The following is a 26,537-nucleotide window of genomic DNA, read 5'->3' as shown; positions in this document are numbered from 1 at the left end:
ATACCTCCAAAGGTACCTCAAGGTTCCTATAGCACTTGAAAGTACGTACTTTTCAATTATATGTGACTCATTCATACTAATACTAAAGCGTTTGAATTATTTATAAGGGGGAAGAAAATATATGAAAACACTTGTAATTGTAGCACATCCTGATATTGAAAAGTCTCGAATTAATAAAAGATGGGTAGAAGAACTTGAGAAATATTCAGATGAAATTACAGTGCATGAATTATATAAAGCGGCACCGAATTGGGAGTTTAATGTTGAAGAGGAACAAAAGCTGTTAGTAGAACATGACCGATATATATTTCAATTTCCACTCTACTGGTATAGCTCACCACCGTTGTTAAAAAAATGGTTCGATGATGTATTAACATATGGATTTGCTTACGGATCTAAAGGGGATAAAGTGCAGGGGAAAGAGTTTGGTGTAGCTATTTCTATAGGTGGATTAGAAAAAGACTATGAAAATAGCGGTATCACAATGGCTGAGTTAACAAAACCTTTTCAAGCAACATGCTTATACACGGGAATGGAGTTTATTCCTTCCTTCTATTTATATGGTGCAGAATATGAAATCAGTGATGAAGAGATTGAAAAAAGTGCACCTGAATATGTGAAATATGTTATGAACAAGAAGTATTCTAATATATAAGGAAAAATAGCCATTTACTTGCTAAGTAGATGGCTATTTTATATTTGTTTTATATTCACTAAGTGTAATCTTTAGCAAATTAATAGTTAATCTAGTAAAATAAAAAACCTAATATATATAAAGGGGAGTTTTACTTGAGAACGATGCGACAATTATTACAAAAGAGAGCAATGCAATCACTGAATATGGAAGCACTTGTCGGGGGAGAGAAAAGGTATTCGTTTCAACAATATAATGAACGAGTAAACCAGCTTGCACATTACTTGTTACATTGCGGTGTGCAAAGAGGAGATCGCATAGGGATCTTATGCAAAAATAATCATCCGTTTCCAAGCGTTATGATGGCAAGCTTAAAAATTGGAGCGGTATTTATTCCACTTAATCATCAGCTTACTGCTTATGAATTAGAAACGATTGTAAAAGAAGCAAAATTAAAAGTATTAGTTATTGATGATGAATTTAGTGAAGCTTTATTAAAAATTGAAGCAGTCAAAGAAATTCCTTATGTAATTGAGACGACAAAAGAAGGCTTTGGCTCATTTGAATTAAAATTAAAGGAACAGCCAATAACAGAACCGAACGTGGAAGTTCATGAAGAAGATGATGCGATTTACTTATTTACTTCAGGAACGACTGGACAGGCAAAAGCATGCGTAATTGGTCATAAAAACTTACATCATTATTTTACTGAGATTGCAGGGCAAAGAGAAATTCCAGCAGGTGAACGCTTTTTATCAGTGCACCCATTGTTTCATATGAGTGGCGTGCTTTCTATTTTAAATTGTATTTATCATGGCGTTACGATGATTTTCTTAGCTGATTCGAATCCTACTCTTATTTGGGATAAGATTGAAGAAGAAAAGATTACTACGATGCTTGCATTCCCAGCTGTTTATAGTTATATGCTTGATGAACTAAATAAACAAGAGCGTAACATTTCGACTTTGAAAGTAGCACAAAGCGGTGGTACAAAAGTACCGGAAACGCTCATTCAAAAATATATGGAAAAAGGAATATACATGGTGCAAGGGTATGGTAGTACAGAAGGTTGGGTAGTAACTTCTTGGCATCCAAATATGGGAAAAGAAAAAATGTCTTCTGTAGGGAAAACACTTAAGCATGTAGAATTGAAAATTGTTCATCCAGAAACAGGGGATGAACTAACAACAAATGAAGTTGGAGAGATTCATGTAAGAAGTCCATACATGTTTAAAGGATATTGGAATAATGAAAAGGCGACAAAGAAGGTAGTAAAAGATAATTGGTTTAACATGGGCGATGCAGGTATGATAGATGATGATGGATTCCTACATATTATGGGAAGATATAAAGATGTTATCGTACACGGTGGTGACAACGTATATCCAGATCAAGTAGAAGATGTAATTCATGAAATAAATGGAGTTTTAGAAGTTGCAGTAGTTGGGATTCCAAATGATTTTTGGGGAGAGATTCCGACAGCTTACATTGTAAAAGACATTCAAACATCTTTAACAGAAGAAGAAATTATTCAGCATTGTAAAGAAAAACTAGCAAGCTATAAAATACCAGAAGTTGTATTTATGGACGAATTACCGAAAAACGCTTTAGGGAAAGTGTTGAAGAGGGAATTAAGGGATGTTTTTCTTGTAAAATAAAAAAGGTTATCAAATAATGAAGAATCCAGTTATGTATAAAGCATAACTGGATTTTTGTTTATAAAAAACATAATAATTTACTAGATTTTGTATTTTGTGTAAGATAATAAAGAATATTCAATTAATAATTCAGAGGATGAGATGTAATGAAGCTGCCACTATTACAAGTAGAGACAGAGAGACTGATTATCCGTCCATTTCAAAAAGAGGATTATGAAAGTTGGTTAGATGGCTTCAATAAGAGGTTACCATCTCAATATAAATACGATGATGGCTATCATGATATGTCATCTTCAACACAAGAATGGTTTACGGAATGGATAAGAGGATTTGATGAGGCGGCACGACGGGATGAAATGTACGTTCTAGGTATTTTTCAGAAAGAAGATGGCGCCAATATTGGAAAGCTAGAACTTATAAAGATTTTACGTATGGACTATCAATGGGCGATGATGGGCTACTCTATTCATAATCAATATTGGAAAAATGGATACGGGGTAGAAAGTATAATAGCTGTGCTGCCGTTATTTTTTTATAGTCTTCAATTTCATAGAATCGAATTACATATACATGTTGATAATGAGCCATCCGTTCGTCTTGCAGAAAGAGCAGGTTTTTCATTTGAATGTAAGAGAGAAGCATTTTCTCAGGAGAATGGTAAGTGGGCAGATTTTCTCATTTATTATAAAAATAAGGAGCTAGATATATGAGGGTACTTATTACAGGTGGAAATCGAGGATTAGGGTTACAGTTAGTAAAGGTATTTCATGAAAATGGACATATCGTTTATCCGCTAGTTAGAAGTGAGGAAGCAATAGGACAATTGAATAAGGTCTTTACTTCGAGATGTTTTCCTATATTAGCAGACTTGTCAGATGATGAGAGTACTGAGCGTATTAAGGAGCAAATTGGAGAGTACACAGAGCATATTGATCTAGTTATTAATAACGCTGGAATTACTGGAAAGGAAACTGAGATTTTACGTACAAATTCAGAAGAGTTAATGGAACTATTTAACGTTCATTGTTTAGGTGTTATTCGAGCTGTAAAAGGTACATATGTGGCTTTAACTAAGTCGAATCAACCGAGAATAATAAATGTATCCTCTCGTTTAGGTTCATTACATAAAATGGCCGGAAAAGAATTTCCACAAGGGCAGTTCTCATATTCATACCGGATCGCAAAAGCTGCACAAAATATGTTAACGCTCTGTTTACAACAAGAGTTTGCTGATAAAGGAATTCGTGTAACCGCAATTCACCCTGGAAAATTAAAGACTGACATTGGTGCTTTTGATGCGAATATGACTCCTGCTGAAGGAGCTCAAAATATATATGATTGGGTAATGGATTCAAATGAGGATGTTTCGGGTAAGTTTATTGAGCCAGGTGTAGGGGAGTTGAAGTGGTAATGTACGATCTTACAACCAATCAAAATATATTTGGACCTTCAAAAAAATTTTAAAAGAGGATTAGGGGATATGAGAATGAAAAAAGTAAACGTAGTCCATTATGATGCATTTAGTAATAAACCGAACATGGGAAATCCAGCAGGTATTGTATTAGAAGGAGATGGATTAGCGGAAGAGGAAATGCAACTCATTGCTGAAAAGGTCGGATTTAACGAAACAGCTTTTGTTCTTTCTTCAGAAGTAGCAGATGTAAGAATTCGCTATTTTACGCCTGGTCATGAAAATGATTTATGTGGTCATGCGACAGTAGGGACTATATATGCACTTCATGAAAGAGGATTATTAGAAGGGAAACACAATTTAACAATTGAAACGAAGGCAGGGATTTTGCCGATACATATAGGTGCGAATAAAAGTGGGGAAACTTTTATTAAAATGAGACAAGCAACACCGCGGTTTCAAAATTTTACAGGTTCCAAAGAGGCATTAGCTCACAGTATTGGTCTAGAAGTGAATGATTTAGATGAAAATTTACCGATTGTATATGGAAGTACTGGTATTTGGACTTTAATTGTACCTATTAAAAAAATTGATGCATGTGAAAGAATGAAACCTAATAATAATGAATTTCCATCGGTGCTAAAAGAAATGCCAAAGGTTGCGATCCATCCACTTTGCTTGGAAACGTATGATGCAGAAGCAAAAATGCACGGTCGTCATTTCTCATCACCTTATTCTGGAACAATAGAAGATCCAGTGACAGGAACAGCTTCAGGTGTAATGGGAGCGTATTATGCGACGTATCTGGAGAAAGATTTTGATCATGAATGGGAGTTAATCATTGAGCAAGGACAGGAAATAAATAAAGATGGTCGTGTGAAGGTTTATGTAACGAAAGATGTAGAAAATGAGAAGTTACAAATAGATATCGCGGGAACAGCGGTGTATGTGAAGGAGTTTGAAATTTCAATATAAAAGAATAAAGCCCAGCACATAGCTGGGACTTCTCTCTATCTGTTCAATACTTCAATATATGAAGCATCTCCAGCTGTTCTAATAGTAGAGCGGAAATTATTATGTTCTAAAGTTTCAGCAACTTGTTTTAATTGCTGTGCATCATCATGATGAATAAGTAAGCTGTCGGAACCACTTTCTTCTATATGAATATGCTCAACATTTCCAATCGCTTCATGTATAGCTTTTAAAAATTCAGGTTTCATATTGTCCTCCTATATGTATGTAATGTCGTTAAATAGTATTTCCTTATTTTTGAAATATAAAAGTAAATGAAAGGAGAAATGAAAATGAATATAACGCAGTTTAAAGAACATATTACATCACTTTTTGAAGAGCATCTTAATAAATACGGTGATGACGAGTATGGCTTCACTTATATTATTAAAGAGGAATTTCACAAAATAGGTTACACAACAAATTTGACGCTAGAAACAATTGAAGAAGCATATCGAAATGGGGTTGATATGATACTTACACATCATGCACCGTGGAGTTTTTTATTCGGTATGGAAGAGGCTTGTATTGAGAAATTAAAAGAATATGAAATGAATCATTTTTGGATTCATTTGCCGTTAGATTTTGTAAAGTTTGGCACGTGTACGTCATTATTTAACGAAATTGAGATAGATACAATACTGGAATATTCTACGTATGAGGAAGAAGAGCTACCGGGAATAGGAGAATATAAAGAAGCGATTCCCTTTTCGAACTTAGTTGAAAAACTTGAAGAGAGAATGGAAGAGAAAGTGAAGAGTTGGGAAAATCATGACAGACCAGTGAAACGGATTGCGATATTAACAGGTGCAGGAAACAATACAAATCTTATTGAGCGTGCACTAGAAAAAGGTTGTGATACGTACATAACAGGAGAAAAAACATTATATACAGTACAACATGCGAAATTTAAAGGCATTAACCTAATTGTAGGTAGTCACACGTTTACAGAAGTGTTTGGTGTAGAAAGTTTGGCTCGTAAATTAAAAGAAGTAGATCCTGCAATAGAAATTACTAGATTAAATGAAGAGCATTTGGAGTGATGCAAATGGTAACGATATATGCAAATTATGGGGAATCAAAGGTGAAGTTAACGTGGAAAAAAGATTGTACACTGCCAGAATACAAAAGAATCACGAGTGTTCACGGTTTTTGTTTTCATAGTAAAAAGGTTTTACTAATAGACCATGAGCAGCGTGGTTGGGACTTTCCTGGTGGGCATATAGAAGAAGGAGAGCTACCAGAAGAATGTTTTAAAAGAGAAGCGTGGGAAGAAGGTTATGTAAAAGGAGAATGTACTTTATTTGGATATATTATCGTTGACCATAGTGATAATCCAAATTGGAATGAAAATAGTCCGTATCCAAAAGTAGGGTATCAGCCGTTCTACCGGATGGAAATTAATGAAGTGCATAAGTTTGACGGTGAGTATGAATCCGATAAAAGGATGTTTGTTAGAGTAGAAGAGAGTGCAGCCTATCATTATAAATGGAATGAATTATATGATGAAATATTGAAGGAAGCCGTTGCAGTAAAATAAAATTATTTTTGTTATATTAAGGTGTTGGGAGGATTTCCCTTGTGTTTGTCAAATGATAGTAAAGTTGTCTTTTGAATTAAGGGAATATTCAGGGTATAAGGGTGAGGGAATGGACATTTCAGTAATCGCTGAACAACTAGTTAATGAGAAGGTTATTTCACATTATCCGAAAAGCATGAAAGTGTTGAACGGAGGAACGACAAGTACAGTATATTTGTTGGACGCGAAATACGTTGTAAAGCTGAATGAATCAGAAGTGATACGTGAAGAAGCTGATTTTCTTTCTTTTTATGAAGGGAATACTTTATTTTCAAAGCTTTTGTATAAGGAACCTGTAAATAGATATATTGTGTATTCATTCCTCGAAGGGAGTACTTCGTGCGAACGTGGATATAAACGAATTACGCTTAGTATACTTGTAAAAGAAGCTATTAATAAGTATGAAATAGTTTCAGATATAGATGGGTGGGGATGGAAAGAAAGTCCGGTTCAATCTTGGAATGAATTTTTAACAACAAATGTGATAGAAGCTTATGAAAACCTAAAACCATATATAAGTGAGGAAGAGTATAGAACAGTTCTTAAGTTAGCAAATAATCCAAGTAGGGGGACTGGAATAAATCAGCCATTTTTATTGCATGGTGATCTTGGATTCCATAATTTTATATTTCAAGGAAATAAGCTGCATGGTGTAATTGATCCCTTACCAGTGTTAGGAGGATCCTATATACGATTTAATCTATGCGTTCTGTTCAACCCCGGAAGATTTAACAAAAGAAACGATTAATTATGCGATAGAACAGTGTGTATTTCATAAAAAAGACCGTGATTTATATGAAGAAATAGTCATAGGACTATATTTGCGTATAGATACATGTTTAAGGCACCACCCGAAAGATTTAGAAGATTATTTAGCAGCTTGGCGTTATTGGATGGCCGAAATTGAGCCGACTGTATAGTAGAAATATTTTGGGGGAGATAGTGAGATGAATGTTGCAGAAGCGAAAAAGGATTTAGCAATAAAAACGAAGAGAGGCTTACCAATTATATTAGCCGGCGTTTTATTTTGGATAGTTATGAGTATAACGGGCTTTGTTCTTTCGGAAAAACAAGTGGTGTGGGTATATTTAATCGGTATGGGATGTGTGTTTCCTTTCGGCTTAATGATAGCTGCTATATTGAAAATTGATATGTTTGCGAAAGGAAATCCGTTAGGGATTTTAGCAGGATTAATTGGTGGGATAAATGTATTAAATATTCCGCTTGTATTACTTGCCTATTTTCAATTTCCAGAATGGTTACCTTTTGTAGTAGCAATGTTAATAGGTGTGCATTTTATTCCGTACGTATGGATTTATGAAAGTAAAAGTTATGGTTTATTGTCAGTAGGGACTGTATTCGTAACGTCAGTTTGCGGGATTCTTTTTGCAGAAAAAGGATTTACTGTAATTCCATTATCGGTTACAGCTGTCTATTTACTTACTTTTATAAGTTTATTAATTGAAAATAAAAACGCAGATCATTATCAACAAAAATCAGCTTAATAAAAATATAGGGATAGGGGAAATGATTATGAAAAATTACGTTTGTACAACGTGTGGCGTGCAGTATGCAGCGAGTGTAGAAGAACCAGTGAGTTGTCATATTTGTGATGAAGAAAGGCAATATGTTAATCCGAAAGGGCAGTCTTGGACGACTTTAGAAAACTTGCAAACGAGTGATACATATAAAAATGAAATAATCGAAGAAGAAAATGGGCTTTATAGTATTACGACAAAACCAGGGTTTGCGATCGGTCAAACGGCATTTGTAGTGAAAACAGAATCATATCGTTTACTATGGGACTGCATTACTTATTTAGATGAAATGACAATTACGAAAATAAAAGAGCTTGGCGGATTAGATGCAATTGCATTGTCTCATCCTCATTATTATTCAACACAAGTAGAATGGGCAGAGACATTTGATGTACCAATTTATATACACGAAGATGATAAAGAGTGGGTGATGCGTCCGAGTAGTCGTATTATTTATTGGTCTGGTGAATCTTTACAATTAGCTGATGGCTTGACCATTCATCGTTTAGGAGGTCATTTTAAAGGTGGTTCTGTCTTACATTGGGAAGAAGGTAATGATGGAAAAGGAATTTTGTTAACAGGTGATATTATTCAAGTTGTAGCAGATGAGCGATGGGTAAGCTTTATGTATAGCTATCCAAACTTAATTCCATTACCAGCGAGAAAAGTGGAAGAAATGGTGAATCGAGTGAAGCCGTTACAGTTTAATCGTTTATATAATGCTTTTCACCGAGTAGTAAAAGAAAATGCAAATGAGGCAGTTGAACGTTCTGCTGAAAGATATATGAAAGCGATAGAAGGAAAGTTGTTTCATACATAAAAGGAGAGTTAGCTTTATGAAAACGTTAGTATGCTTTGGAGATAGTATTACAGCTGATGAAACGTTTTTCAATGGAACGCCGAGGTTAACACCACGTTTGCAAGAGATGTTTCCGAATTGGGAAGTAGTGAATGCAGGTGTTCCAGGTGATAATACGTTCGACGCGTTACATAGAATTGAAGAAGATGTATTATCACATGAACCAGACTTTGTAACAGTTTTTCTTGGTACGAATGATGCAGTTTCTTTTGCTCAAGTCCCATTACAAGCATATAAAGAAAACTTAGAGAGAATTGTAAGCGCGATTTCACCAGAAAAAGTATTACTTATTAGTCCGGCGCCAGTTGATGAAGAAAGACAACGTAATAGAACAAATGAAATACTCGGCCAGTATGCAGAAGTTGTAGAGGAAGTAGCGAAGCAAACCGGGAGCCATTTTCTAAATTTGTATGCTGAGATGATTCAGGAAGAAAATTATAAAATATTCGTAGAAGATGAAGAAAAAGATGGTTTGCATTTTGGACTAGAAGGCTATGAGTATGTAGCGAAGTTAATTGGTGAAAAGTTAAAAGGGATTTTATAAAAAAGCAAAGCGATATCGCTTTGCTTTTCATCGTTTTTTTAAAGGTGGATCAATCTAGAAATGCTTGTTGCAATGCTTTCAGTCCATCGCTGTAGATGCCATGAAACCTTTATCACTAACCCCTACAGGAGTGAAAGTACCAGACCACTCTACTAACGAAGTGTTACTTTCAGTACCTTCTTTAACATGGATTGTAGAAAGGTAATTAGTGACTGGGAATGGTGCATTCATGATTGAATATGTGTAGTAGCGTTCCTTATCATTGAATACTTCTAATCGTTCTATAATCGTATCACCATCTGGATTAGCTAGGTGACGTACACGACCGCCTTCAGTTAATTTACTGCTAGGTATATAAGGTAACCAGTCTGGAAGGGAGTTGAATCCTCCGATTAATTGCCATACTTGTTCAGGTGAAGCGAAAATTGTCATAGATGTAGTAGTATGTGCCATATTTATTAGACTCCTTTTAATTCCGCTATTTGCAGGGAAATAATCAGTGGGGGATGGCCCACTGATTAAAGTTTCACTTTATTTTACGTTGATTGGTAGTGGTGCATTAGGTGCTACTAGTTTTTGTTCGCGCATTTCTTCCCAGAATGCTGCTGGAATTACTGTGTTTAAGGCATTTTGGTCTTCTACAATTCGTTCCGGTTTACTTGCACCAGGAACAACGGCAGCAACTGCTGGGTTAGCTAGTGAAAATTGTAATGCAGCAGCTTTAATGCTAATTTCGTGACGATCTGCAAGAGCTTTGATTTTCTCAACTTTTGCAATGATTTCTGGTGATGCTTTTTGATATTCGAAGTGAGCACCTCCAGCAAGAATACCTGAGCTATATGGGCCACCAACAACAATATCCATATTATGCTTTACAGCTGCCGGCATTACTCGTTGCAAGGCACGCTCGTGGTCTAATAATGAATAACGGCCAGCTAACAAGGATATATTTGGCTGCGCTTCTTCTAAATCTAGCATAAGTTCAATTGATTCTACTTTGTTTACTCCAAGTCCCCAACCTTTAATGACTCCTTCTTCGCGTAAACGTGTTAGCGCACGGAATGCTCCTGTACGAGCCGTTTCAAATTGTGAAATCCACTCGTCGCCATAAAAGTCTTGTGCTAAATCATGAATGAAAACAAAGTCTAGACGATCTGTTTTTAAACGTTTCAAACTTTGCTCGATAGAACGAAGAGTTGCATCTGCGCTATAATCATTGATCATTTTATTTTTACGACCAAATTCGAAAAGTCCGCCTTTTTCACCTAAATCACGTGCAGATGGATCTTCTAGTTCATCTGAAATAGTTCGACCGACTTTTGTGCTTAAAAAGTAATCATCACGATTTCTTTTTGAAAGTGCTTCCCCAAGACGAATCTCCGCTAAACCAGAACCATAAAGTGGAGCTGTATCAAAGTAACGAACGCCATTCTCCCAAGCAGCATCTACTGTAGCGATTGCTTCTTCTTCTGGGATATTACGGTACATATTACCTAGTGGTGCTGTACCAAAACCGATTTTTTCTTTTAGTAAATTACTCATTAAAGATATCCTCCTAAAATGTATTTGAAAATTAATTAATCATTGTGAATAGATGTGAAAATCAATACATGTCATTTCATCGTCTGACAAAATGCATGATAAAAATACTCACTTTAAAGTACGGGTACTAAAATGTAATTTCTAATACTACATGACTCACGCAACTCTTACAAATGCTATTATGAAATGTATTTTACATAATGAAAAGTACGTACTTTAAAGTGATATAGATACTAAAAAGTAATACAGGTACTTTTTGGTGCCGTACTACTCATCTGCTGTTTATGTATGCTATTATGAAACATGTTTAATACAATAAAAAGTACGTACTTTAAGGTGCTATAGATACTTAAAAGTAATATTTAAATCTTTAGCTTAATTGCCTTATAACATTATTAAAGGAGATTTTTATATGAAAACATACAATATTCCTGTAGAGGCGACTTTAGAGGTTATCGGTGGAAAGTGGAAAGTAGTTATCCTTTGTCATTTAAAGAAAGACAAAAAGAGAACGTGCGAATTAAAACAATTAATGTCTGGTATTACACAAAAGATGTTAACACAACAATTACGTGAATTAGAAGAAGACGGTGTAATCGAGAGAAAAGTGTATAACCAAGTGCCGCCAAAAGTAGAGTATTCTTTAACGGATTACGGTCATTCTTTAGATGCTATACTCGATTCTCTTTGTAACTGGGGAGAAAATCATCTTGAAAAGAATGGCAACACGTCTATGCTTATAACAGCAGCTGAATAAAGAAAGAAAAAACGAGCGATAATACGCTCGTTTTTTCTTTTGATTTGTCATGTATATAGAGGGGAGTTTTTTAAGCGGCATAATTACTTTTTGGTAATATAGGTACTTTTTTGTGCTGTAGGAACTAAAATGTGCCGTATAGAAAATTATCTGTTTTTACGCAACAATAGAGAAGAAATTTAGAAAAAGGAGGGGAAATCGCGTGAAACAATATAATATACCGATAGAAGCAACTTTAGAAATTATCGGGGGAAAGTGGAAGGTCGTCATTTTATGTCACTTAACGAAAGGAACGAAGCGAACGAGTGAGTTACAGCGTCTAATTCCTGAAATTTCTGTTAGAATGTTGACGCAACAACTACGTGAGCTGGAAGATGATGGTGTGATTACACGTGAAATCTATAAAGAAATTCCACCCCGAGTAGAATACTCCTTAACTGATTATGGGTGGTCTTTGCAAAATGTATTAAATCAATTGACTGTATGGGGAGAACGATGTATAGATAGAAAAAATAGTAAAGTTAAGTGAAATCTCTATATGTAATATTGAAAACACCACCTAATGACGAGGTGGTGTTTTTCAGTATACAACTTTAGAAAGTTACAATGGTGAAAAGTAAGAATCTATACCATATTAATAGCTGGTTTAGCAATGATGAATTTTTTATTTAATATATAATTTAAAAATCAAAACTATATACTTTTAATAATAAAAATATATAATAAATGTAGAAACGAAAATTTATGAGCAAGGAAGTTGAAGAACATGACATTGACAATGGGCTTTATTGGATTTGGAAAATCAGCTAACCGTTATCACCTACCTTATGTAAAAATACGTGAAAATATAAAAGTAAAAACGATTTTTTCCCGCAATATTAATGAAGAATTAGCAGCTCCATATCAGAAAAAAGGTGTTTACTTCACCACTGATTTGGACGAATTGTTGAATGACAAAGAAATTCAAGTAGTGACGATCTGCACGCCAGCGCACACGCACTACGAATTGGCGAAAAAAGTTATACTTGCTGGAAAATCAGTTATCGTTGAAAAACCATTTTGCGATACAGTTGAACATGCTAAAGAATTATTAGCTTTAGGCCGGGAAAAAGGTGTAGTAGTTATGCCTTACCAAAACCGCCGTTTTGATGGTGATTTCTTAGCTGTGAAGCAAGTTGTTGAACAAGGATTCCTTGGTGATATTGTTGAGGTTGAATCGCACATTGATTACTTCCGTCCAGGCTCAATCACTCACGAAGGTCCAAAAGAAGAAGGTTCATTCTACAGTTTAGGTATTCATACGATGGACCGCATGATTTCACTATTTGGCCGTCCGAATACGGTGACATACGATATTCGTAATAATGAAGTGGAAGGTGCGGTTGATAACTATTTCGATGTTGATCTACATTACGGAAATCAGCTGAAAATTAAACTGAAAACCAACCATGTTGTAGCGAAAGATTATCCACGCTTTATTGTTCATGGAACAAACGGATCATTTATTAAATACGGTGAAGATCAGCAGGAAAATGATCTGAAAGCGGGTGTTATGCCTGAGAGTGCGGGCTTTGGTGAAGATTCCCCGATGTACTATGGAGTTGCTAAATATCGCAACGCAAACGGTGACTGGATTGAAAAACAAATTAAAACGCCGCTTGGTGATTACGGTCGTTTCTATGATGCAGCGTATGAAACAATCGTAAATGGTGCACCAAAACTTGTGAAAGACGAAGAAGCAGTAACGAATATTGAAATTTTGGAAAACGGATTTGCTGCATTATCACCTTCAGTTTACAAACTTGAAGCTTTAAATTGGAACGAATAGAAGGTAGTTAAGCATAAAAGGAGGTAGGGAAGTGGCAAGTGGATCAACGCAAGTAAAATACCTCGGCATTTATCAAAAAATTAAACAGCAAATTTTAGACGCTGAATATAAAATTAACGAAAAAATCCCGAGTAGCCCTGTCCTTGCTGAAGAATTTGGCGTTTCAGTTCTTACTATTAAAAAGGCGCTGGACTTGCTAGTTAGAGACGGCTACATCATTCGCCGGCGCGGAAGTGGAACGGTGGTTCAAGATTGGCGTCAGCAGGAAAAGGCCCGAATGATTCAAACTTTAACAGGTACGAAAGCAGTTTACGGTAGTGAGGTAGAAAGTAAAGTTATCGAGTTTATGATTGTAGGTGCCGATGAAATAGTTGCTGAAAAATTGGGGGTTTCCGTTGGTGATTTTGTCTATAAAATCATTCGCCTCCGCATCATTCACAGCATTCCGACGATTATGGAGCATACATGGATGCCCATTTCGGTCATCCCAGGTGTTGAAGCTTCAGTTTTAGAGGAGTCGATATACTCGCACATTCAAAATAAACTAGGCCTTGAAGTAGGGACATCCGTTGTCAGGGTCAAAGGAATTCGCCCAGATGATAAAGAAAAGCAATTTATGAACTTAACAAATCAAGATTTTCTAATGAGAGTTGAACAAGTGGCCTACTTAACGGATGGACGCACTTTTGAGTACTCTTACGCCGATCATTTGCCGGAAACCTTTGAATTCGAAACAGTCATTACCGCAAAAAGTTATAAAGAGGCATAAAAAATAGGTTGGGGCAAGTATTGCTTCAACCTATTTTTATATCTTCAATATAGTAGGAACGATTATTATTCATCAGCTGTAATAAGCATGGACGTGTTCCCGTTTTTTTCAAGGTGAACTTCTCCCCAACTGCAGAGGGAATCGAGTATCGCTCCTAAAGACGAACCGTAATCGGTTAAAGAATACTCTACTTTCGGTGGCACTTGGTCATATACTTTTCTTTGAATTACATCATCTTCTTCTAATTCACGTAATTGTTGTGTTAACATTTTTTGAGTAATACCAGGCATTAAACGTTTTAATTCGCTCGTTCTTTTTGTTCCTTTCTTTAAATGGCAAAGGATAACGACTTTCCACTTTCCACCAATAACTTCTAAAGTTGCTTCGACAGGAATATTATATGTCTTCATAAAAAACTCCTTTGATAAATTTAGATTACATTTTTGGATTCACATACTAAAATTATTTCTTTTTAGTGCTTATAATATTTTAAAGTGCGTACTATTTATTGTGCTAAATATCGTTCATAATAACCGATGTAAGAGAGAAATAAGCAGAACGGCACTTGAAAATGCATACGTTACTTTTTAGTACCTATAATACTTTAAAGTGCGTACTTTTTATTTTGCTAAATATATTTCATAATAGCACATGTAAGTAAGAAATGAATAAAATGTATTTTGAAGTGCATTGGAAATTGGTTCGCCATAACGCTATGGGGAAATTCACACAAAAAATGATTAATTACTCCAAGACTTAACAGTTGATTAATCTTACTGTAATGTATAAAATTACAGTAAGATTTTTAAAAGTGAGTGGTCATCGTCTGTAAAATGTAGTTTCAATAATTTTATAAAAGAAGCATGAAAAGAAACGAATAGTAGAAATAAACGAAACATTGCCGAATAAATAAGATTACGTGTATTTGTTTCTGAACTGTAATCTTTTTTAATACATTTCAATAACAGATATTTAAAATGTACGTTTCATAAAGAAAATTAAAGGAGTGAGTGAAATATGGTGGTTTTATATACAACAGCAAGCTGTGGTTCATGTCGAAAAGCGAAAGCATGGCTTGAAGAGAATCAAATTGATTATACTGAAAAAAATATCGTTTCCAATTCTATGACAGTGGATGAACTTAAATCCATTCTTCGTTTAACTGAAGAGGGTGCTACTGAAATTATTTCAACTAGATCCAAAACTTTTCAAGACTTAAATATAAATATAGATGAGCTTTCGCTGAATGAATTTTATAAATTAATAATTGAGCATCCGCTAATGTTGCGTCGCCCAATTATGCTGGACGAGAAAAGATTACAGATTGGTTTTAATGACGAAGAAATTCGTAAATTTTTACCACGTAGCGTTCGAACATTCTTAAATATTGAACTGCAAAAGTTGGCTAATTAATAAGTAATAGTATGAAAGAGAAATTTTTTGAAAGGAGGAAACAGAAGGTGATAGAAGTATGCGTTACAGTTAATTATAAAGATAGAAACTATCAAACAAATGTTATTGTAAGCAAAGATACGGTGTGGACAAAAATTAAACAATTGGCAGAAGAACAAGTCAAAAAACAGTGGGATTTTTAAATTTGATTATTTAAAAAATGAAGTTGTAGGTTAGAGATTATAACTAAATCCAAGACTTTTCAGCAATTAAATATAAAAAAATTTGAAAGGAGGAAACAGAAAATGATAGAAGTATGCGTAACAGTTAATTATAACGATAGAAATTATCAAACAAATGTTATTGTAAGCAAAAATACGATATGGACAAAAATTAAACAGTTGGCAGAAGAACAAGTGAAGAAACAATGGAGCCTTTAAATGTATTTTTAACTTAAAAAGCTAAATGAAGTTATGGAATATAGGCGAGTTCGGATAGAATATAAAGGAATTTATTTTTTATGGTAAGAATTATTTATATATATTTTAACGTTTGACCAACCTATCTGTAATATTTATGGCTACAGTATGTTAATATACGAGAAACAACATTTTTGATCATAGGAGGAAAACAATGAACAGCGACTTTACCTTGGCCATTCACAGTTTAACTTATTTAGCTTTACAGCCAGACCGGATGTCAACAAGTAGTGCTATTTCAGAAAGTGCAGGTGTTCATCCAGTACGCATTCGCAAAGTGCTAAGTTTGTTAAAAAAACATAAGTTCATACAATCAAAAGAGGGAACTGGTGGAGGTTTTATTTTCGCTCGTGATTTAAGTGAAGTTAATCTCTGGCATATTTATCAAATAACCTCTGAAGGTGCATTGCAGCCGAAGTGTCCGGAATCGAATGATCAGTGTGTTGTAGGATCGAACATGCGAAAAGTTCTTTTTGCCATTTTCTTAGGCGCGGAAGAGCATCTAGGTGAATACTTAAAGAATTATACAATGAAAGAAGTTGTTGATCTTATTAATCAAGAACGTTAAGCGGCTTAAAGATTATATAGCCGTGAGTTCTTAATACTTAAATGTAATGAAAAATATTACAGTTCGATTTCGTTTTTATATCTTTTATATCGTCACAAAAAATATTTATAAGAAGGTGAAAAATTATGATGTCAAATAATAATCAAGTTTTAAAAGTAGGAGATTGGGTTCGTGGAATATCAAATGAGGGTGAATTCATAGTTGGTTACATTGTATCCCTTGATAAAGTGGAAGATGTAGTTACAGTTAGCATTGTGAAACGTGACGACAAGTACACAATAAACGAAGCGATTTTACTCTTTAGTAAACACGTTAACAAACTCCCTGAATCAAAGGTAATCAATAAGGAGCAAATTCTTTATCTTATAGATCTAGCATTATTAACAGGGGATGAAGAATGGTTTATTGAGCTTTCTTCAAAATTAAACTCGATAAAAGAGCTAGTTAATGGGGGAGTTTAAAAATTATAATAAATATGATATCTATTTGTATTTTTAAGTTTCTGTAAAATCAATCCTTTGGTTTTAAATAGTTCCATTCATCAAATATTATCTATCATCAATAGCTTAGATATGTAAAGTCATTTCACTGCCAATAACGATAATTATGTAAATAAGCTGTCCAAATGGGCAGCTTATTGTAATTAGTCACGTCTAAATGGACCTTTTGGAGCAATTAGCTCTAAATTAGTACCATCTGGATCACGGAAGTAGGCAACACCTGTACCAAATCCAGATTTCAAGCCATCATCTTCTTGGAAGACAATAGGTTCTCCATCTGGTTCTATTCCAATTGCTTTTAGACGTTCTACAGCGGCATCGATATCTTCTACTTCAAAACAAAGATGCATCGCACTAATTTGATCATTTGAGTAAGAGGCTTTATCTGATTTAGGGACAACGTATTCTAGAATGTCGATATTCAAATTGTCTAAGTGTAGGTTGGCATATTTAATACGAGTATCTTCAAGTCCTTGGGTTTGCGCCATTCTCTTTCCGCCAATTTCATCGATGTTTGATATTTTCTTACCTGTTAATGCTTCATAAAAAACGATAGATTTTTCTAAATTACTTACTGTAATTCCGACGTGATTTACTTGTGAGAATCCTGCTGTTTTTTCACTCATTTTTGTTGCCTCCTATTTTTAGGTGGTGTAGTGTATTTGTTTCACCAATCTTTTACTGTAATTAAAATGAGCCTTTAGTAGGAGTTCTATTCTAAGTCGTTTGTAACAACACACGAGAAATATAAGAGTGTTTTTTGATCGGAAAAGAATCTAGTATCGGCTAGGTTCTTTTTATTTTTCATTTGTCTTGATACAAAAATTTGATGAATTTGAATTACAGCCATTAAGCAAAAAAGTTTGATATGAAAAATATTATTCTTTAGTACATACATTTTTAAGATGTTAAATATATTTCATAATAGTCTCTGTAAGATAGGGATAAGTAGAATAGTACTTTAAAGTACCTATAGCACTTTAAAGTGCGTACTTTTTATAACTTTGAATATCATTCATAATAGCACCAGTAAGAAGAAAACAAGCTTTACGGTACTAGTTACCAACAATGTTACAGCATTTTATTCAGAATCAGATTGATTGAAAGGTTGTACTATATGGCCTAATAATTTCAAAAAATGCCGCAGTGGCATAAAACAATTATGGAGGTTAAAGATATGGGTACTTCAAATTTGAATGAAATAAGTAAACAAATTTTAAAAGAGGAGGAAACACTTCAATTTTCCTCTTTTACAAATGAAGATGCCTTGCAACTAGGTTTATTTATCGTTGAAACAGCAAAGCGAGAGGGGAAATTGATTGCTGTTGATATAACGAAAAATGGTGTGCAATTATTTCATTTCAAGATGACAGGGACAAATGAGGAAAATACGAAATGGATTGAGCGTAAAAAACGAGTCGTTTCCCTGCATGATCGTAGCTCGTATTATATGCAGATACAAAGTGAAATAACTGGAATTTCATATAATGAAAAATATCTTTTAGATACTTCGGAATATGCTGCGTTTGGTGGATGCTTTCCTATCAGAATAAAAAACGTAGGGGTTATTGGAATGATAACAGTTTCAGGATTACCGCCAGAAGTAGATCACGAATTGGTAGTAAGAGCAGTTAAAAATCATTTGAACCAATAGTTGTAGTTAGTGAATAAATAATTAACTTTAGGGGGCAATACTATGCCATTAATTGAACTAAATACTTGGCCAACCATGTCAACAGAAGAAAAGCAGGAATTCATTTATAATGTAACGGAACTTACAATAAACCTATTAAAAATTGTCCCTGACAAAATTCAAGTGTTGATAACGGAACTTGAGAAAGAAAATTGGGGGAAAGCTGGGGCTGTAGCAAGTGATGCTACCTTTGCCGAGAAAAGTAGGGTGTCCAATTGGGAGACAAAAGAGTCTTACGATACACCGGGTCGTAACGTTGATGGGATGGCTATTATTAAGATTGATATATGGAATACATTTGATCAAGATACAAAGGATAAGTGGGTAAACGAACTTACACAATTAACATCTAAATATACTCATGCACCTTTGGATAAAGTCCTTATTCTTATCCGTGAAATGATTCCAGGAAACTGGGGGCAAAGTGGTGTAACGGGAGCCAATGAAGATTTTCTTTCCAAAAGTCGTACATTTTAATGATTAAATAAAAAGGCAAAAATGAACATATTTCTGTTCGTTTTTGCCTTTTTTGATATTTGTCTGCGGTAATGAATATGATTCTTTACATTTTTAAGCAATATCCTCTAAAGTCGCATCTACCGAAAAAATGTATTTCTTCACATGAAAGCCTTCTTCGTGGAATGTAGATTTCAATTTTGAGCAAAATAAGCTAGGTTATGTAAATGTTACTTTTTAGTACCTATAGTACTTTAAAGTACGTACTTTTTATTATGTTAAATATCATTCATAATAGCACATGTGAGAGGGAAACAAGATTTATCCCGTAAAAGCCCGATTGGTGAGGGCTAATAATCAGTGGGGGATGAACAAAACCCCCACTGATTAAAGTTTCACTTTATAGTACTAGTAATTAACTATGTTACTTTTTAGTATCTACAGCACTTTAAAGTACGTACTATTCATTATGAAACAGCTGTAGGTGAAGGAATCCGTGCTGGTATTGAAGCGACTGGAATTTCAAGAGAAGAATTATTTATCACTTCAAAAGTATGGAACGCAGATCAAGGATATGAAGAAACAATTGCTGCATATGAAGAGAGCTTAAAAAAATTAAAACTAGATTATTTAGATTTATATCTTGTTCACTGGCCTGTAGAAGGAAAATATAAAGATACGTGGAGAGCGTTAGAAACACTTTATAAAGAAAAGCGCGTACGTGCAATTGGTGTAAGTAACTTCCAAATCCATCACTTGCAAGATGTAATAAAAGATGCTGAAATTAAGCCAATGATTAACCAAGTGGAATACCATCCACGTTTAACGCAAAAAGAATTACAAGCTTTCTGTAAAGAACAAGGTATTCAAATGGAAGCATGGTCACCGCTAATGCAAGGTCAATTATTAGATAATGAAACATTACAAGCAATTGCTGATAAACACGGTAAAACAACAGCGCAAGTTATCCTACGTTGGGACTTACAAAATGGAGTTATTACAATTCCAAAATCAACGAAAGAACACCGTATTATTGCAAACGCTGATGTATTTAACTTTGAATTAACGAAGGAAGATATGGAAAAAATCGATGCGTTAAATCAAAATCACCGCGTCGGTCCAGATCCTGATAACTTTGATTTCTAATAGAAATGAGTAAAAAGAGTGCAAAAAGTTGCACTCTTTTTTTATAGTTTCTATTCAATAAAGTGTTTCTGTTTATGACTTTTGAATTGTTTTAGGCTATGTGGAAAACTGATTTTAAAATAGTATAAAGTTTGACATAAAATAATGCATTCTATAATATGTATGCTATAGCATGTATATTATAAGTTGTTTGGAGGTGGCATATGGGCTTATATGATTTAACAGGATATCTTGTTCATCGTACTGATGTGAAGTTAACAAATTATATAATGTAAGTTATTAATCGCATATTAAAATTCATCATTTATATGCTACGGCATATAAATATCATTTCTTAACTTGTAATGTTCAAAATTTAAATAATATAGTAGGGAATTTATGAAACGAGGAGATTTTAGTTATGGAAAAATTCATATTAGCGTTTGATAGAGAACTTGTAATTGCAGAAAAAAAAGACTCAACATGGAGCGTCCAATCACAGTTTGTAGGTGCTAATCCAGTTGCGTTAGCTTTAGATCCATACGACCAAGAAAGAATGTATTGTGGTACTTTTGATAGGGGATTATGGAGAAGCAAAGATGGAGGAAGTTCATGGGAAGCGATTGGTACGTTACCTTCTTTTGGTGAAGTGTTCCCAGCCAATGCTATTCATATGAGAGCTATTACAGCAGTTTCTGTATCTCCAGAGAAGGGTGATGACGGTAACGGGATCGTATATGTAGGAACTGAACCGAGCGCCATGTTTGTATCCAAAAATGGAGGAGACAGTTTTGAATTGCTAACGGATTATCGACAAATGCCATCGTATTCATCATGGTTCTTTCCTCAAAGAACATATACGCACCACGTAAAACATATTGAAATTGATGCTAATAATCCAGAAACTATTTATACAACGATTGAGGTTGGGGGATTAATTAAAAGTGTAGATGGCGGTATGACGTGGACTGAGGAAAAAGAGGGGAACTATCCTCAAGATATTCATATTCTTAAATCGCATCGCAATGCTCCAAATCGTTTATACGGGGTGTTAGGTGATTCATTCTTGAAAGAACCAGGTCAAGAATATGCGGAGAGTAATGATGGAGGTAAGACTTGGAACTATATGTGTAGTGGGTTAAAGCATCATTACGCATATCAAATGGCAGTTAACCCAAATGATCCAGAAAATATTATTATCGCAACATCTTCAAATCCACATGTAGCGCATGATTACAATAATGGAAATTGTGAATCATTTATTTATAAGAAAGAAAAAGATCAACCTTGGGCAGAAATGAATGCAGGTTTACCAACTCCTAAAGGCACAATCATACCAGTATTAAAGGCAACAAGTGATGGAACGTTTTATCTGTTTAGCAATAAAGGAGTGTATCAGTCAGTAGACGGTGGTTCAAATTGGACATCATTAGAGATTCCTTGGGAGAATAGATTTATGGAACAACATCCTTATGAGATGTTAATTATTAAATAAGCAATGAGTATAGTTTTTACTACTATTCATTAAGAATGGTTAGTTGAATTTAAATTGAAAATGTAAAAAGCCAGGTAATGGGTTATTCATGCCACCTGGCTTTTTTGCTGGTTAAAGTTATATTTGTGTAAATATGAAACACGCAGGATATATTAATAGAGAATGGATAAAATAGTATCGAATGATCACTAGATTGTATCAATGATGTTATAAGACGTTTTTTAGGTGAACTGAAGTGGTTTAAATGAAGCGGTTTAGTTAGATTCAGTATGAATGGCAAATTGGTGTTATGGAGTTCAATGATTCAAAAATGAACTCATTTAAACGCATATTATCTTCGAAATGTATCATTTTGAAGGATATTAGAACTCAGGAGGAAATGAATCATGACAAAAGATTTCTATACTGCACTGAAAGAAAGACGTACTTACTATGGAATTAATAAAGAGGTACAAGTATCAGATGAAAAAATTAAAGAAATCGTGGAGTTTGCTGTGAAACATACTCCATCAGCTTTCAATTCTCAAACTGCGCGATTAGTTGTATTATTTGGTGAAGCTCATAATAAATTATGGGATATTACAACTGAAACATTAAGAAAAGTAGTTGGAGATGGAGATTTTTCAGGAACGCAACAAAAAATGGATTCCTTTAAAGCTGGTTATGGAACCGTACTATACTTTGAAGATGAAGCTGTAGTTAAATCGCTTCAAGAAAAATTTGCTGCATATGCTGAAAACTTCCCAATTTGGTCACACCAAGCATCAGGTATGCATCAATTAGTCGTGTGGACAGGTTTAGAAGCAGAGGGATTAGGGGCATCTTTACAACATTATAATCCATTAATTGATGATGAGGTAAAACAAGAATGGAATGTTCCTGCTAATTGGAAACTAATTGCACAAATGCCATTTGGTAATCCAACAGCTGCACCAGGAGAAAAAGAATTCCAACCGCTTGAAGAGCGTGTGAAATTTCATAAGTAATATTCAAATGTAATAATACGGTCTAGTTATAGTAGAGTTATTCGCTCTATTTAGGGATAGGGACATGCTATTGGTGAAATCCGAAAAAACACTATTATATTTTTAAAAAGAACAAGGCGATCATTTTTGATCGCCTTGTTTAACATTTGTACAATTAATCTACGCATTAAGCTTAATAAGCTAAACAGCATGAATCATTATTTATATTATCGAGTTATAGTTACCAAACGTTATTCAACACTATTTTACCTATTGCTTTATTCGACTCCAAATGATCATGTGCTTGTGCAACTTCATCAAACGTAAATGATTTAGAATTTAGCAGTGGGCGAAGTTTTCCTTCTTCTACTATTTGCGTTAGTTTAGTTAAAATTTCCCCGCAAGCGTCACGTTTATCTGTATGTAATATTTTTAACGCCATAAAAGTAACGTGCAGAGTAAGTCCTTTTGCGTGTAAAGGAGAGAGGTCATGGGTTGAACGAGCTGCAATTGTTACGACAGTTCCATTGACTGCGGCAGCTTCAAAAGAATGATCAAGATTTTTGCCACCTACCGTATCAAATATAACTTCAAATCCGTTGCCATTCGTATGTTTTTGAACATATTCTTGAACAGATTCTTCTTTATAATTAATAGCTATGTCGGCTCCTAGACGATGGGCTATTTCAATTTTGTTCTACTGAGAAGCTGTTGTAAAAACTTTAGCACCTGCCCATTTAGCTAGTTGAATGGCAACGTGTCCCACGCCACCAGTAGCTCCATGAATGAGAACATTTTGACCAGGTTTAATATTTGCACGATCAAATAAAGATTCCCAAGCTGTAATTGCAACTAATGGCAAGACAGCTGCTTCTTCCATTGTTAAATTGTTAGGTTTGTGAGCAATCAGTCGTGCATCAGCAAGCATAAATTCTGCAAGTGCCCCACCAGTTTCTTTAAAACCTCCGGCACAACCGTATACTTCATCCCCAGATTTGAATTTTGAAACACCTTCTCCTACTTCAATAACAATACCAGCTACATCTCCGTGTAATATAGCTGGAAACTCAGGAGCGACTGCTGAAACGGTACCACTACGCATTTTAGTATCGATTGGATTTACACTTGTTGCCTTTACATGGATTAGAACATGACCTGGTAAAAGTTTCGGTTTTGAAACTTCCTCTAATTGAAATACAGATGAATCCCCAAAAGAATGGATAATTTGTGCTTTCATTGTTTATTACCTCCTGTTCGTGGTTATAGCATAGCAAAGCACAAAAAATAAGTATAATATTTTGAATTTGGCTAGTGAGAATCTTATATAAAGAAGAGGAAAGTGTGTGAAATGATGTAACGCACTTGCAAAAGCGACTGTAAAGCTTTTTGAAGAAAGGATAGATGTTATTTTTTACAGCATGATTTATTAATTACGTTTATCCCGCTATTCGCCGGGCAGTAAGACCCCCACCTCAAAATTCAGTGGAAGCAAAGAAGTTATGTGGGGGTCAGGCCGCCCGTAAAAGCCCGATTGGTTCAACTAATAATCAGTGGGGGGATGAACAAAACTCCCACTGATTAAAGTTTCACTTTATTATTACTCACTTAGTATAGGTACTTAAAAGTGCCTACATCACTTTAAAGTACGTACTGTTATTCATGTTATGACCGATTTATAATAACACTCGTAGCACAAAGTTATAACGATTATGTTTGGGGTAATACGATTACCATCGGCAACAAGGTGTACAGTATTGTTTGTGAATTTTGGAAAAAATACCGAAAGTAAAGAAAATTATAGATTTATATGAATGAAGGAAAGTGAGTGAAACACATGGAAAAGTTTGCGAATCATTTTGGATATAATCGTATGTTTGCGAAAAATCAACTTACGTTAGGAGTTCACATTCCGATTGAAAATTATCAGTTTCATGCACCAACAATGGAAAAACAAGTAGAACTGGTACAAAAAGCGGAACAATATGGTTTTACAGGCGTATGGCTTCGAGATGTTTTGCTGCAAGACCCTGACTTTGGCGATCCTGCAACAGGTCAAATTTACGATATGATGATTTATTTGACGTATTTAGCAAGCAAAACAGAGAAAATCGCATTTGGAACGTCGGCAACTGTATTATCACTTCGTCATCCATTGCGTGTGGCGAAAGAAATTGCGACATTGGATCAACTATTTCCAGAAAGAATTATGCTCGGCGTTTCATCCGGTGACCGACGTGCCGATTTTAAAGCGTTAGGTGTTAGTCATGAAACAAGAGGTGAAAAGTTTAGAGAAGCGTTTGCTTACTTGGAAGAGATTTTGTATAAAAACTTCCCATCTATCCAGTCGACACTAGGAGAAGTGTATGGTGCAAATTTAGTTCCAAAACCGTCTAAGCATGTTCCAACCTTTATTACAGGTTTTAGTCAGCAAAATATGGAATGGTTCGCTGAACATGGAGATGGATGGATGTATTATCCACGTAGTCCGGTACATCAGGCGGCAGCAATTGGACAATGGAGAGAACTAGTAGAAGATTATCATCCAGATGTATTCAAACCATTTATACAGCCGATGCATTTAGACTTATCTGAAAATCCAAATGAACGCCCTACACCAATCCGTTTAGGTTACCGTACAGGACGTAAGGCACTAATTGAATTGCTTGATATATACCGAAGTATTGGTGTGAATCACTTATTCCTTGCTCTATTTGATGGTAAACGCCCGGCTGACGAAGTATTGGATGAGCTAGGAGAAGAAGTACTACCTCATTTCCCTGCATTGTAAAGGAGTGGAAAGAATGAAAGCAATAGGACTTATGCAATATGGAGATAAAAATGTATTACAAGAGATGGAAATGAACAAGTAATGGATTCAATGACATTTCTTTTATTCGGAGCGACGGGGGATTTAGCGAAACGAAAAATTTACCCTGCTTTATACAAACTATTTAGTAATCAAAATATACCGCAATCTATTTCTATTATCGGTATTGGCAGAAGGGTAATGTCAGATGTGGAATTTCAAACAAAGGTAGAACAATCTCTTGCTACATTTTCTAGAGTATCTACTGATGACGAATCAGGAGTAGAAGAATTTATTAGCACATTTCGTTATTGTCAATTAGATAAAGCGAATATAGAGGACTATCAAGATTTGTTGAGTCTTGTAAAGAGGCGTGAAACAGAATTAAACATTCCTAAAAACCGCATGTTTTACCTATCTGTTGTACCAGAAGTATTTGATGTAATTGCTTTAAATATTAAGGAAAGTGGATTGTGGGCCACAAAAGGATTGAACCGTCTTATTATAGAGAAGCCTTTTGGTCATAGTTTAAAATCTGTTCGCGAGTTAAATACAAAGTTAATTAAAGATTTTGATGAAACTGATATTTATTGTATTGATCATTATCTTTGAACATGAATGGTAACTAGGAATACACAAAAAAAGTATTACGAAATAAAAAATCTTTAATTCAAGACATATTTATTGACGGTCATAATTTATGTAGTTAATATACTAGACATAAGGTTATCTAATTACTAAAAGTAATTAGATAAATATTTTTTTGTTGGATCTAATAAATAAGTAAAATGCAGTAGAAATGCTTTGAATTGCCACTATTAATATTGGGGACAATGAGAGAGCGAAAGGTATAAAAAGAATTGGAATTAGATAACTCTTTGTTTTTTATAAAAACAGGAAGTATAAGAGTATGAGCTTTTGTACAATT

The 26,537-nt window shown here is 34.6% G+C and carries 29 protein-coding genes and 4 pseudogenes; 27 read left to right on the top strand and 6 right to left on the bottom strand.

The window, feature by feature from the left end; translation table 11 throughout:
* The first annotated feature begins 121 nt into the window (after positions 1-121).
* The 5 genes from BAU27_RS21880 to BAU27_RS21860 all read left to right on the top strand — a co-directional run bounded on the left by BAU27_RS21880 (position 122) and on the right by BAU27_RS21860 (position 4,678).
* Entirely contained in the window at positions 122-655 is a 534-nt protein-coding gene (locus tag BAU27_RS21880) for an NAD(P)H-dependent oxidoreductase (protein WP_071747509.1), read from the top strand.
* A 134-nt stretch (positions 656-789) separates the two neighbouring features.
* Positions 790-2,292 carry a class I adenylate-forming enzyme family protein gene (locus BAU27_RS21875; protein WP_071771912.1) on the top strand — a complete coding sequence of 501 codons (1,503 nt, stop codon included), beginning with the start codon at positions 790-792 and terminating at the stop codon, positions 2,290-2,292.
* A 146-nt stretch (positions 2,293-2,438) separates the two neighbouring features.
* Positions 2,439-3,002 carry a GNAT family N-acetyltransferase gene (locus BAU27_RS21870; protein WP_071771911.1) on the top strand — a complete coding sequence of 188 codons (564 nt, stop codon included), beginning with the start codon at positions 2,439-2,441 and terminating at the stop codon, positions 3,000-3,002.
* Complete coding sequence (locus tag BAU27_RS21865; RefSeq protein WP_071771910.1) at positions 2,999-3,703, top strand: SDR family NAD(P)-dependent oxidoreductase; 705 nt, start codon at positions 2,999-3,001, stop codon at positions 3,701-3,703. The genes BAU27_RS21870 and BAU27_RS21865 overlap by 4 nt, the downstream gene beginning before the upstream one ends.
* A 75-nt stretch (positions 3,704-3,778) precedes the next feature.
* A complete protein-coding gene (locus tag BAU27_RS21860; protein ID WP_071771909.1) occupies positions 3,779-4,678 on the top strand; it encodes a PhzF family phenazine biosynthesis isomerase in 900 nt (299 codons plus the stop codon).
* A 35-nt stretch (positions 4,679-4,713) separates the two neighbouring features.
* On the opposite strand, the gene BAU27_RS21855 is transcribed toward BAU27_RS21860, so the two are convergent.
* Positions 4,714-4,923, bottom strand: a complete 210-nt coding sequence (locus tag BAU27_RS21855; RefSeq protein WP_002121018.1) for a hypothetical protein — start codon at positions 4,921-4,923, stop codon at positions 4,714-4,716.
* A gap of 84 nt (positions 4,924-5,007) precedes the next feature.
* Here BAU27_RS21855 and BAU27_RS21850 point away from each other — a divergent pair, with 84 nt between their 5' ends.
* From BAU27_RS21850 to BAU27_RS21825, 6 genes and pseudogenes are all read left to right on the top strand, one after another.
* Positions 5,008-5,757: a Nif3-like dinuclear metal center hexameric protein gene (locus tag BAU27_RS21850; RefSeq protein WP_071771908.1), complete on the top strand. Its 750-nt coding sequence runs from the start codon at positions 5,008-5,010 to the stop codon at positions 5,755-5,757.
* 5 nt (positions 5,758-5,762) lie between these two features.
* Positions 5,763-6,254 carry an NUDIX hydrolase gene (locus tag BAU27_RS21845; protein ID WP_071747514.1) on the top strand — a complete coding sequence of 164 codons (492 nt, stop codon included), beginning with the start codon at positions 5,763-5,765 and terminating at the stop codon, positions 6,252-6,254.
* 109 nt (positions 6,255-6,363) lie between these two features.
* A pseudogene (locus BAU27_RS21840) lies at positions 6,364-7,213 on the top strand (phosphotransferase).
* A 27-nt stretch (positions 7,214-7,240) separates the two neighbouring features.
* Positions 7,241-7,798 carry a DUF7010 family protein gene (locus BAU27_RS21835; RefSeq protein WP_071771907.1) on the top strand — a complete coding sequence of 186 codons (558 nt, stop codon included), beginning with the start codon at positions 7,241-7,243 and terminating at the stop codon, positions 7,796-7,798.
* A 28-nt stretch (positions 7,799-7,826) separates the two neighbouring features.
* A complete protein-coding gene (locus BAU27_RS21830; protein WP_071747501.1) occupies positions 7,827-8,651 on the top strand; it encodes an MBL fold metallo-hydrolase in 825 nt (274 codons plus the stop codon).
* Between the two features lie 16 nt (positions 8,652-8,667).
* On the top strand, positions 8,668-9,234 hold the full coding sequence (locus BAU27_RS21825) for an SGNH/GDSL hydrolase family protein (protein WP_071747500.1): 567 nt from the start codon (positions 8,668-8,670) through the stop codon (positions 9,232-9,234).
* Positions 9,235-9,283: 49 nt separating this feature from the next.
* On the opposite strand, the pseudogene BAU27_RS21820 reads toward BAU27_RS21825, so the two are convergent.
* Both BAU27_RS21820 and BAU27_RS21815 read right to left on the bottom strand, forming a co-directional pair.
* Positions 9,284-9,687, bottom strand: a pseudogene (locus BAU27_RS21820) (SRPBCC family protein).
* A gap of 78 nt (positions 9,688-9,765) precedes the next feature.
* Complete coding sequence (locus BAU27_RS21815) at positions 9,766-10,776, bottom strand: aldo/keto reductase (RefSeq protein WP_071747498.1); 1,011 nt, start codon at positions 10,774-10,776, stop codon at positions 9,766-9,768.
* 412 nt (positions 10,777-11,188) lie between these two features.
* Between BAU27_RS21815 and BAU27_RS21810 the strand changes: the two genes are divergently transcribed.
* From BAU27_RS21810 to BAU27_RS21795, 4 genes are all read left to right on the top strand, one after another.
* Positions 11,189-11,533: a winged helix-turn-helix transcriptional regulator gene (locus tag BAU27_RS21810; protein ID WP_071771906.1), complete on the top strand. Its 345-nt coding sequence runs from the start codon at positions 11,189-11,191 to the stop codon at positions 11,531-11,533.
* 202 nt (positions 11,534-11,735) lie between these two features.
* On the top strand, positions 11,736-12,062 hold the full coding sequence (locus BAU27_RS21805; RefSeq protein ID WP_000816333.1) for a winged helix-turn-helix transcriptional regulator: 327 nt from the start codon (positions 11,736-11,738) through the stop codon (positions 12,060-12,062).
* Positions 12,063-12,299: 237 nt separating this feature from the next.
* The gene (locus BAU27_RS21800) at positions 12,300-13,361 is read left to right on the top strand and encodes an oxidoreductase (RefSeq protein WP_071771905.1); all 1,062 of its coding nucleotides are present in this window, start codon (positions 12,300-12,302) and stop codon (positions 13,359-13,361) included.
* A gap of 31 nt (positions 13,362-13,392) precedes the next feature.
* The gene (locus BAU27_RS21795) at positions 13,393-14,130 is read left to right on the top strand and encodes a GntR family transcriptional regulator (RefSeq protein ID WP_071747494.1); all 738 of its coding nucleotides are present in this window, start codon (positions 13,393-13,395) and stop codon (positions 14,128-14,130) included.
* 65 nt (positions 14,131-14,195) lie between these two features.
* Here BAU27_RS21795 and BAU27_RS21790 read toward each other — a convergent pair whose 3' ends face one another.
* Entirely contained in the window at positions 14,196-14,540 is a 345-nt protein-coding gene (locus BAU27_RS21790) for a winged helix-turn-helix transcriptional regulator (RefSeq protein WP_061131035.1), read from the bottom strand.
* A 607-nt stretch (positions 14,541-15,147) separates the two neighbouring features.
* Here BAU27_RS21790 and spxA point away from each other — a divergent pair.
* From spxA to BAU27_RS21765, 5 genes are all read left to right on the top strand, one after another.
* Positions 15,148-15,543 (top strand): transcriptional regulator SpxA, encoded by a 396-nt coding sequence (gene spxA / locus BAU27_RS21785; protein ID WP_000261180.1) that lies wholly within the window; start codon positions 15,148-15,150, stop codon positions 15,541-15,543.
* 47 nt (positions 15,544-15,590) lie between these two features.
* Positions 15,591-15,725 (top strand): BA3454 family stress response protein, encoded by a 135-nt coding sequence (locus tag BAU27_RS21780; RefSeq protein ID WP_000573519.1) that lies wholly within the window; start codon positions 15,591-15,593, stop codon positions 15,723-15,725.
* 102 nt (positions 15,726-15,827) lie between these two features.
* A complete protein-coding gene (locus BAU27_RS21775; RefSeq protein ID WP_071747492.1) occupies positions 15,828-15,962 on the top strand; it encodes a BA3454 family stress response protein in 135 nt (44 codons plus the stop codon).
* Between the two features lie 193 nt (positions 15,963-16,155).
* A complete protein-coding gene (gene saiR / locus BAU27_RS21770) occupies positions 16,156-16,569 on the top strand; it encodes an Rrf2-family transcriptional regulator SaiR (RefSeq protein ID WP_071747491.1) in 414 nt (137 codons plus the stop codon).
* A 125-nt stretch (positions 16,570-16,694) separates the two neighbouring features.
* Positions 16,695-17,030 (top strand): IDEAL domain-containing protein, encoded by a 336-nt coding sequence (locus BAU27_RS21765; protein ID WP_071747490.1) that lies wholly within the window; start codon positions 16,695-16,697, stop codon positions 17,028-17,030.
* Positions 17,031-17,212: 182 nt separating this feature from the next.
* On the opposite strand, the gene BAU27_RS21760 is transcribed toward BAU27_RS21765, so the two are convergent.
* The gene (locus tag BAU27_RS21760) at positions 17,213-17,695 is read right to left on the bottom strand and encodes a VOC family protein (RefSeq protein ID WP_071747489.1); all 483 of its coding nucleotides are present in this window, start codon (positions 17,693-17,695) and stop codon (positions 17,213-17,215) included.
* Positions 17,696-18,207: 512 nt separating this feature from the next.
* On the opposite strand from BAU27_RS21760, the gene BAU27_RS21755 reads away from it, so the two are divergent.
* The 5 genes and pseudogenes from BAU27_RS21755 to BAU27_RS21735 all read left to right on the top strand — a co-directional run bounded on the left by BAU27_RS21755 (position 18,208) and on the right by BAU27_RS21735 (position 22,824).
* Positions 18,208-18,723, top strand: a complete 516-nt coding sequence (locus tag BAU27_RS21755; protein ID WP_139254674.1) for a heme-degrading domain-containing protein — start codon at positions 18,208-18,210, stop codon at positions 18,721-18,723.
* Positions 18,724-18,765: 42 nt separating this feature from the next.
* Positions 18,766-19,239: a tautomerase family protein gene (locus BAU27_RS21750; protein ID WP_071771902.1), complete on the top strand. Its 474-nt coding sequence runs from the start codon at positions 18,766-18,768 to the stop codon at positions 19,237-19,239.
* Positions 19,240-19,689: 450 nt separating this feature from the next.
* A pseudogene (locus BAU27_RS21745) lies at positions 19,690-20,364 on the top strand (aldo/keto reductase); the annotation flags it as partial.
* A 400-nt stretch (positions 20,365-20,764) separates the two neighbouring features.
* Positions 20,765-21,838: a WD40/YVTN/BNR-like repeat-containing protein gene (locus BAU27_RS21740; protein WP_071771901.1), complete on the top strand. Its 1,074-nt coding sequence runs from the start codon at positions 20,765-20,767 to the stop codon at positions 21,836-21,838.
* 386 nt (positions 21,839-22,224) lie between these two features.
* Positions 22,225-22,824 (top strand): nitroreductase family protein, encoded by a 600-nt coding sequence (locus BAU27_RS21735; protein ID WP_071771900.1) that lies wholly within the window; start codon positions 22,225-22,227, stop codon positions 22,822-22,824.
* A gap of 220 nt (positions 22,825-23,044) precedes the next feature.
* Here the strand turns inward: BAU27_RS21735 and BAU27_RS21730 are convergent.
* Positions 23,045-24,040 (bottom strand): annotated as a pseudogene (locus BAU27_RS21730) (zinc-dependent alcohol dehydrogenase family protein).
* A 597-nt stretch (positions 24,041-24,637) separates the two neighbouring features.
* Here BAU27_RS21730 and BAU27_RS21725 point away from each other — a divergent pair.
* Together BAU27_RS21725 and BAU27_RS21720 are read left to right on the top strand one after the other, a co-directional pair.
* The gene (locus tag BAU27_RS21725; protein ID WP_071771899.1) at positions 24,638-25,591 is read left to right on the top strand and encodes an LLM class oxidoreductase; all 954 of its coding nucleotides are present in this window, start codon (positions 24,638-24,640) and stop codon (positions 25,589-25,591) included.
* A gap of 81 nt (positions 25,592-25,672) precedes the next feature.
* Complete coding sequence (locus BAU27_RS21720) at positions 25,673-26,221, top strand: glucose-6-phosphate dehydrogenase (protein ID WP_071747480.1); 549 nt, start codon at positions 25,673-25,675, stop codon at positions 26,219-26,221.
* Positions 26,222-26,537: the final 316 nt, after the last annotated feature.

The organism is Bacillus sp. NH11B, assembly GCF_001884205.1.
Classification (GTDB): domain Bacteria; phylum Bacillota; class Bacilli; order Bacillales; family Bacillaceae_G; genus Bacillus_A; species Bacillus_A proteolyticus.
The sequence above is the reverse complement of the archived record's forward strand: the minus strand, read 5'-3'. Positions and strand labels throughout refer to the sequence as shown.

Coding starts and splice junctions, on each gene's coding strand:
- BAU27_RS21720 (WP_071747480.1), top strand. CDS start 25,673: ATGGATTCAATGACATTTCTTTTATTCGGAGCGACGGGGGATTTAGCG.
- BAU27_RS21765 (WP_071747490.1), top strand. CDS start 16,695: ATGATGTCAAATAATAATCAAGTTTTAAAAGTAGGAGATTGGGTTCGT.
- BAU27_RS21775 (WP_071747492.1), top strand. CDS start 15,828: ATGATAGAAGTATGCGTAACAGTTAATTATAACGATAGAAATTATCAA.
- BAU27_RS21870 (WP_071771911.1), top strand. CDS start 2,439: ATGAAGCTGCCACTATTACAAGTAGAGACAGAGAGACTGATTATCCGT.
- BAU27_RS21850 (WP_071771908.1), top strand. CDS start 5,008: ATGAATATAACGCAGTTTAAAGAACATATTACATCACTTTTTGAAGAG.
- BAU27_RS21835 (WP_071771907.1), top strand. CDS start 7,241: ATGAATGTTGCAGAAGCGAAAAAGGATTTAGCAATAAAAACGAAGAGA.
- BAU27_RS21855 (WP_002121018.1), bottom strand. CDS start 4,923: ATGAAACCTGAATTTTTAAAAGCTATACATGAAGCGATTGGAAATGTT.
- saiR (WP_071747491.1), top strand. CDS start 16,156: ATGAACAGCGACTTTACCTTGGCCATTCACAGTTTAACTTATTTAGCT.
- spxA (WP_000261180.1), top strand. CDS start 15,148: ATGGTGGTTTTATATACAACAGCAAGCTGTGGTTCATGTCGAAAAGCG.
- BAU27_RS21815 (WP_071747498.1), bottom strand. CDS start 10,776: ATGAGTAATTTACTAAAAGAAAAAATCGGTTTTGGTACAGCACCACTA.
- BAU27_RS21865 (WP_071771910.1), top strand. CDS start 2,999: ATGAGGGTACTTATTACAGGTGGAAATCGAGGATTAGGGTTACAGTTA.
- BAU27_RS21825 (WP_071747500.1), top strand. CDS start 8,668: ATGAAAACGTTAGTATGCTTTGGAGATAGTATTACAGCTGATGAAACG.
- BAU27_RS21860 (WP_071771909.1), top strand. CDS start 3,779: ATGAAAAAAGTAAACGTAGTCCATTATGATGCATTTAGTAATAAACCG.
- BAU27_RS21755 (WP_139254674.1), top strand. CDS start 18,208: ATGCCGCAGTGGCATAAAACAATTATGGAGGTTAAAGATATGGGTACT.
- BAU27_RS21830 (WP_071747501.1), top strand. CDS start 7,827: ATGAAAAATTACGTTTGTACAACGTGTGGCGTGCAGTATGCAGCGAGT.
- BAU27_RS21725 (WP_071771899.1), top strand. CDS start 24,638: ATGGAAAAGTTTGCGAATCATTTTGGATATAATCGTATGTTTGCGAAA.
- BAU27_RS21790 (WP_061131035.1), bottom strand. CDS start 14,540: ATGAAGACATATAATATTCCTGTCGAAGCAACTTTAGAAGTTATTGGT.
- BAU27_RS21750 (WP_071771902.1), top strand. CDS start 18,766: ATGCCATTAATTGAACTAAATACTTGGCCAACCATGTCAACAGAAGAA.
- BAU27_RS21845 (WP_071747514.1), top strand. CDS start 5,763: ATGGTAACGATATATGCAAATTATGGGGAATCAAAGGTGAAGTTAACG.
- BAU27_RS21810 (WP_071771906.1), top strand. CDS start 11,189: ATGAAAACATACAATATTCCTGTAGAGGCGACTTTAGAGGTTATCGGT.
- BAU27_RS21760 (WP_071747489.1), bottom strand. CDS start 17,695: ATGAGTGAAAAAACAGCAGGATTCTCACAAGTAAATCACGTCGGAATT.
- BAU27_RS21800 (WP_071771905.1), top strand. CDS start 12,300: ATGACATTGACAATGGGCTTTATTGGATTTGGAAAATCAGCTAACCGT.
- BAU27_RS21740 (WP_071771901.1), top strand. CDS start 20,765: ATGGAAAAATTCATATTAGCGTTTGATAGAGAACTTGTAATTGCAGAA.
- BAU27_RS21880 (WP_071747509.1), top strand. CDS start 122: ATGAAAACACTTGTAATTGTAGCACATCCTGATATTGAAAAGTCTCGA.
- BAU27_RS21735 (WP_071771900.1), top strand. CDS start 22,225: ATGACAAAAGATTTCTATACTGCACTGAAAGAAAGACGTACTTACTAT.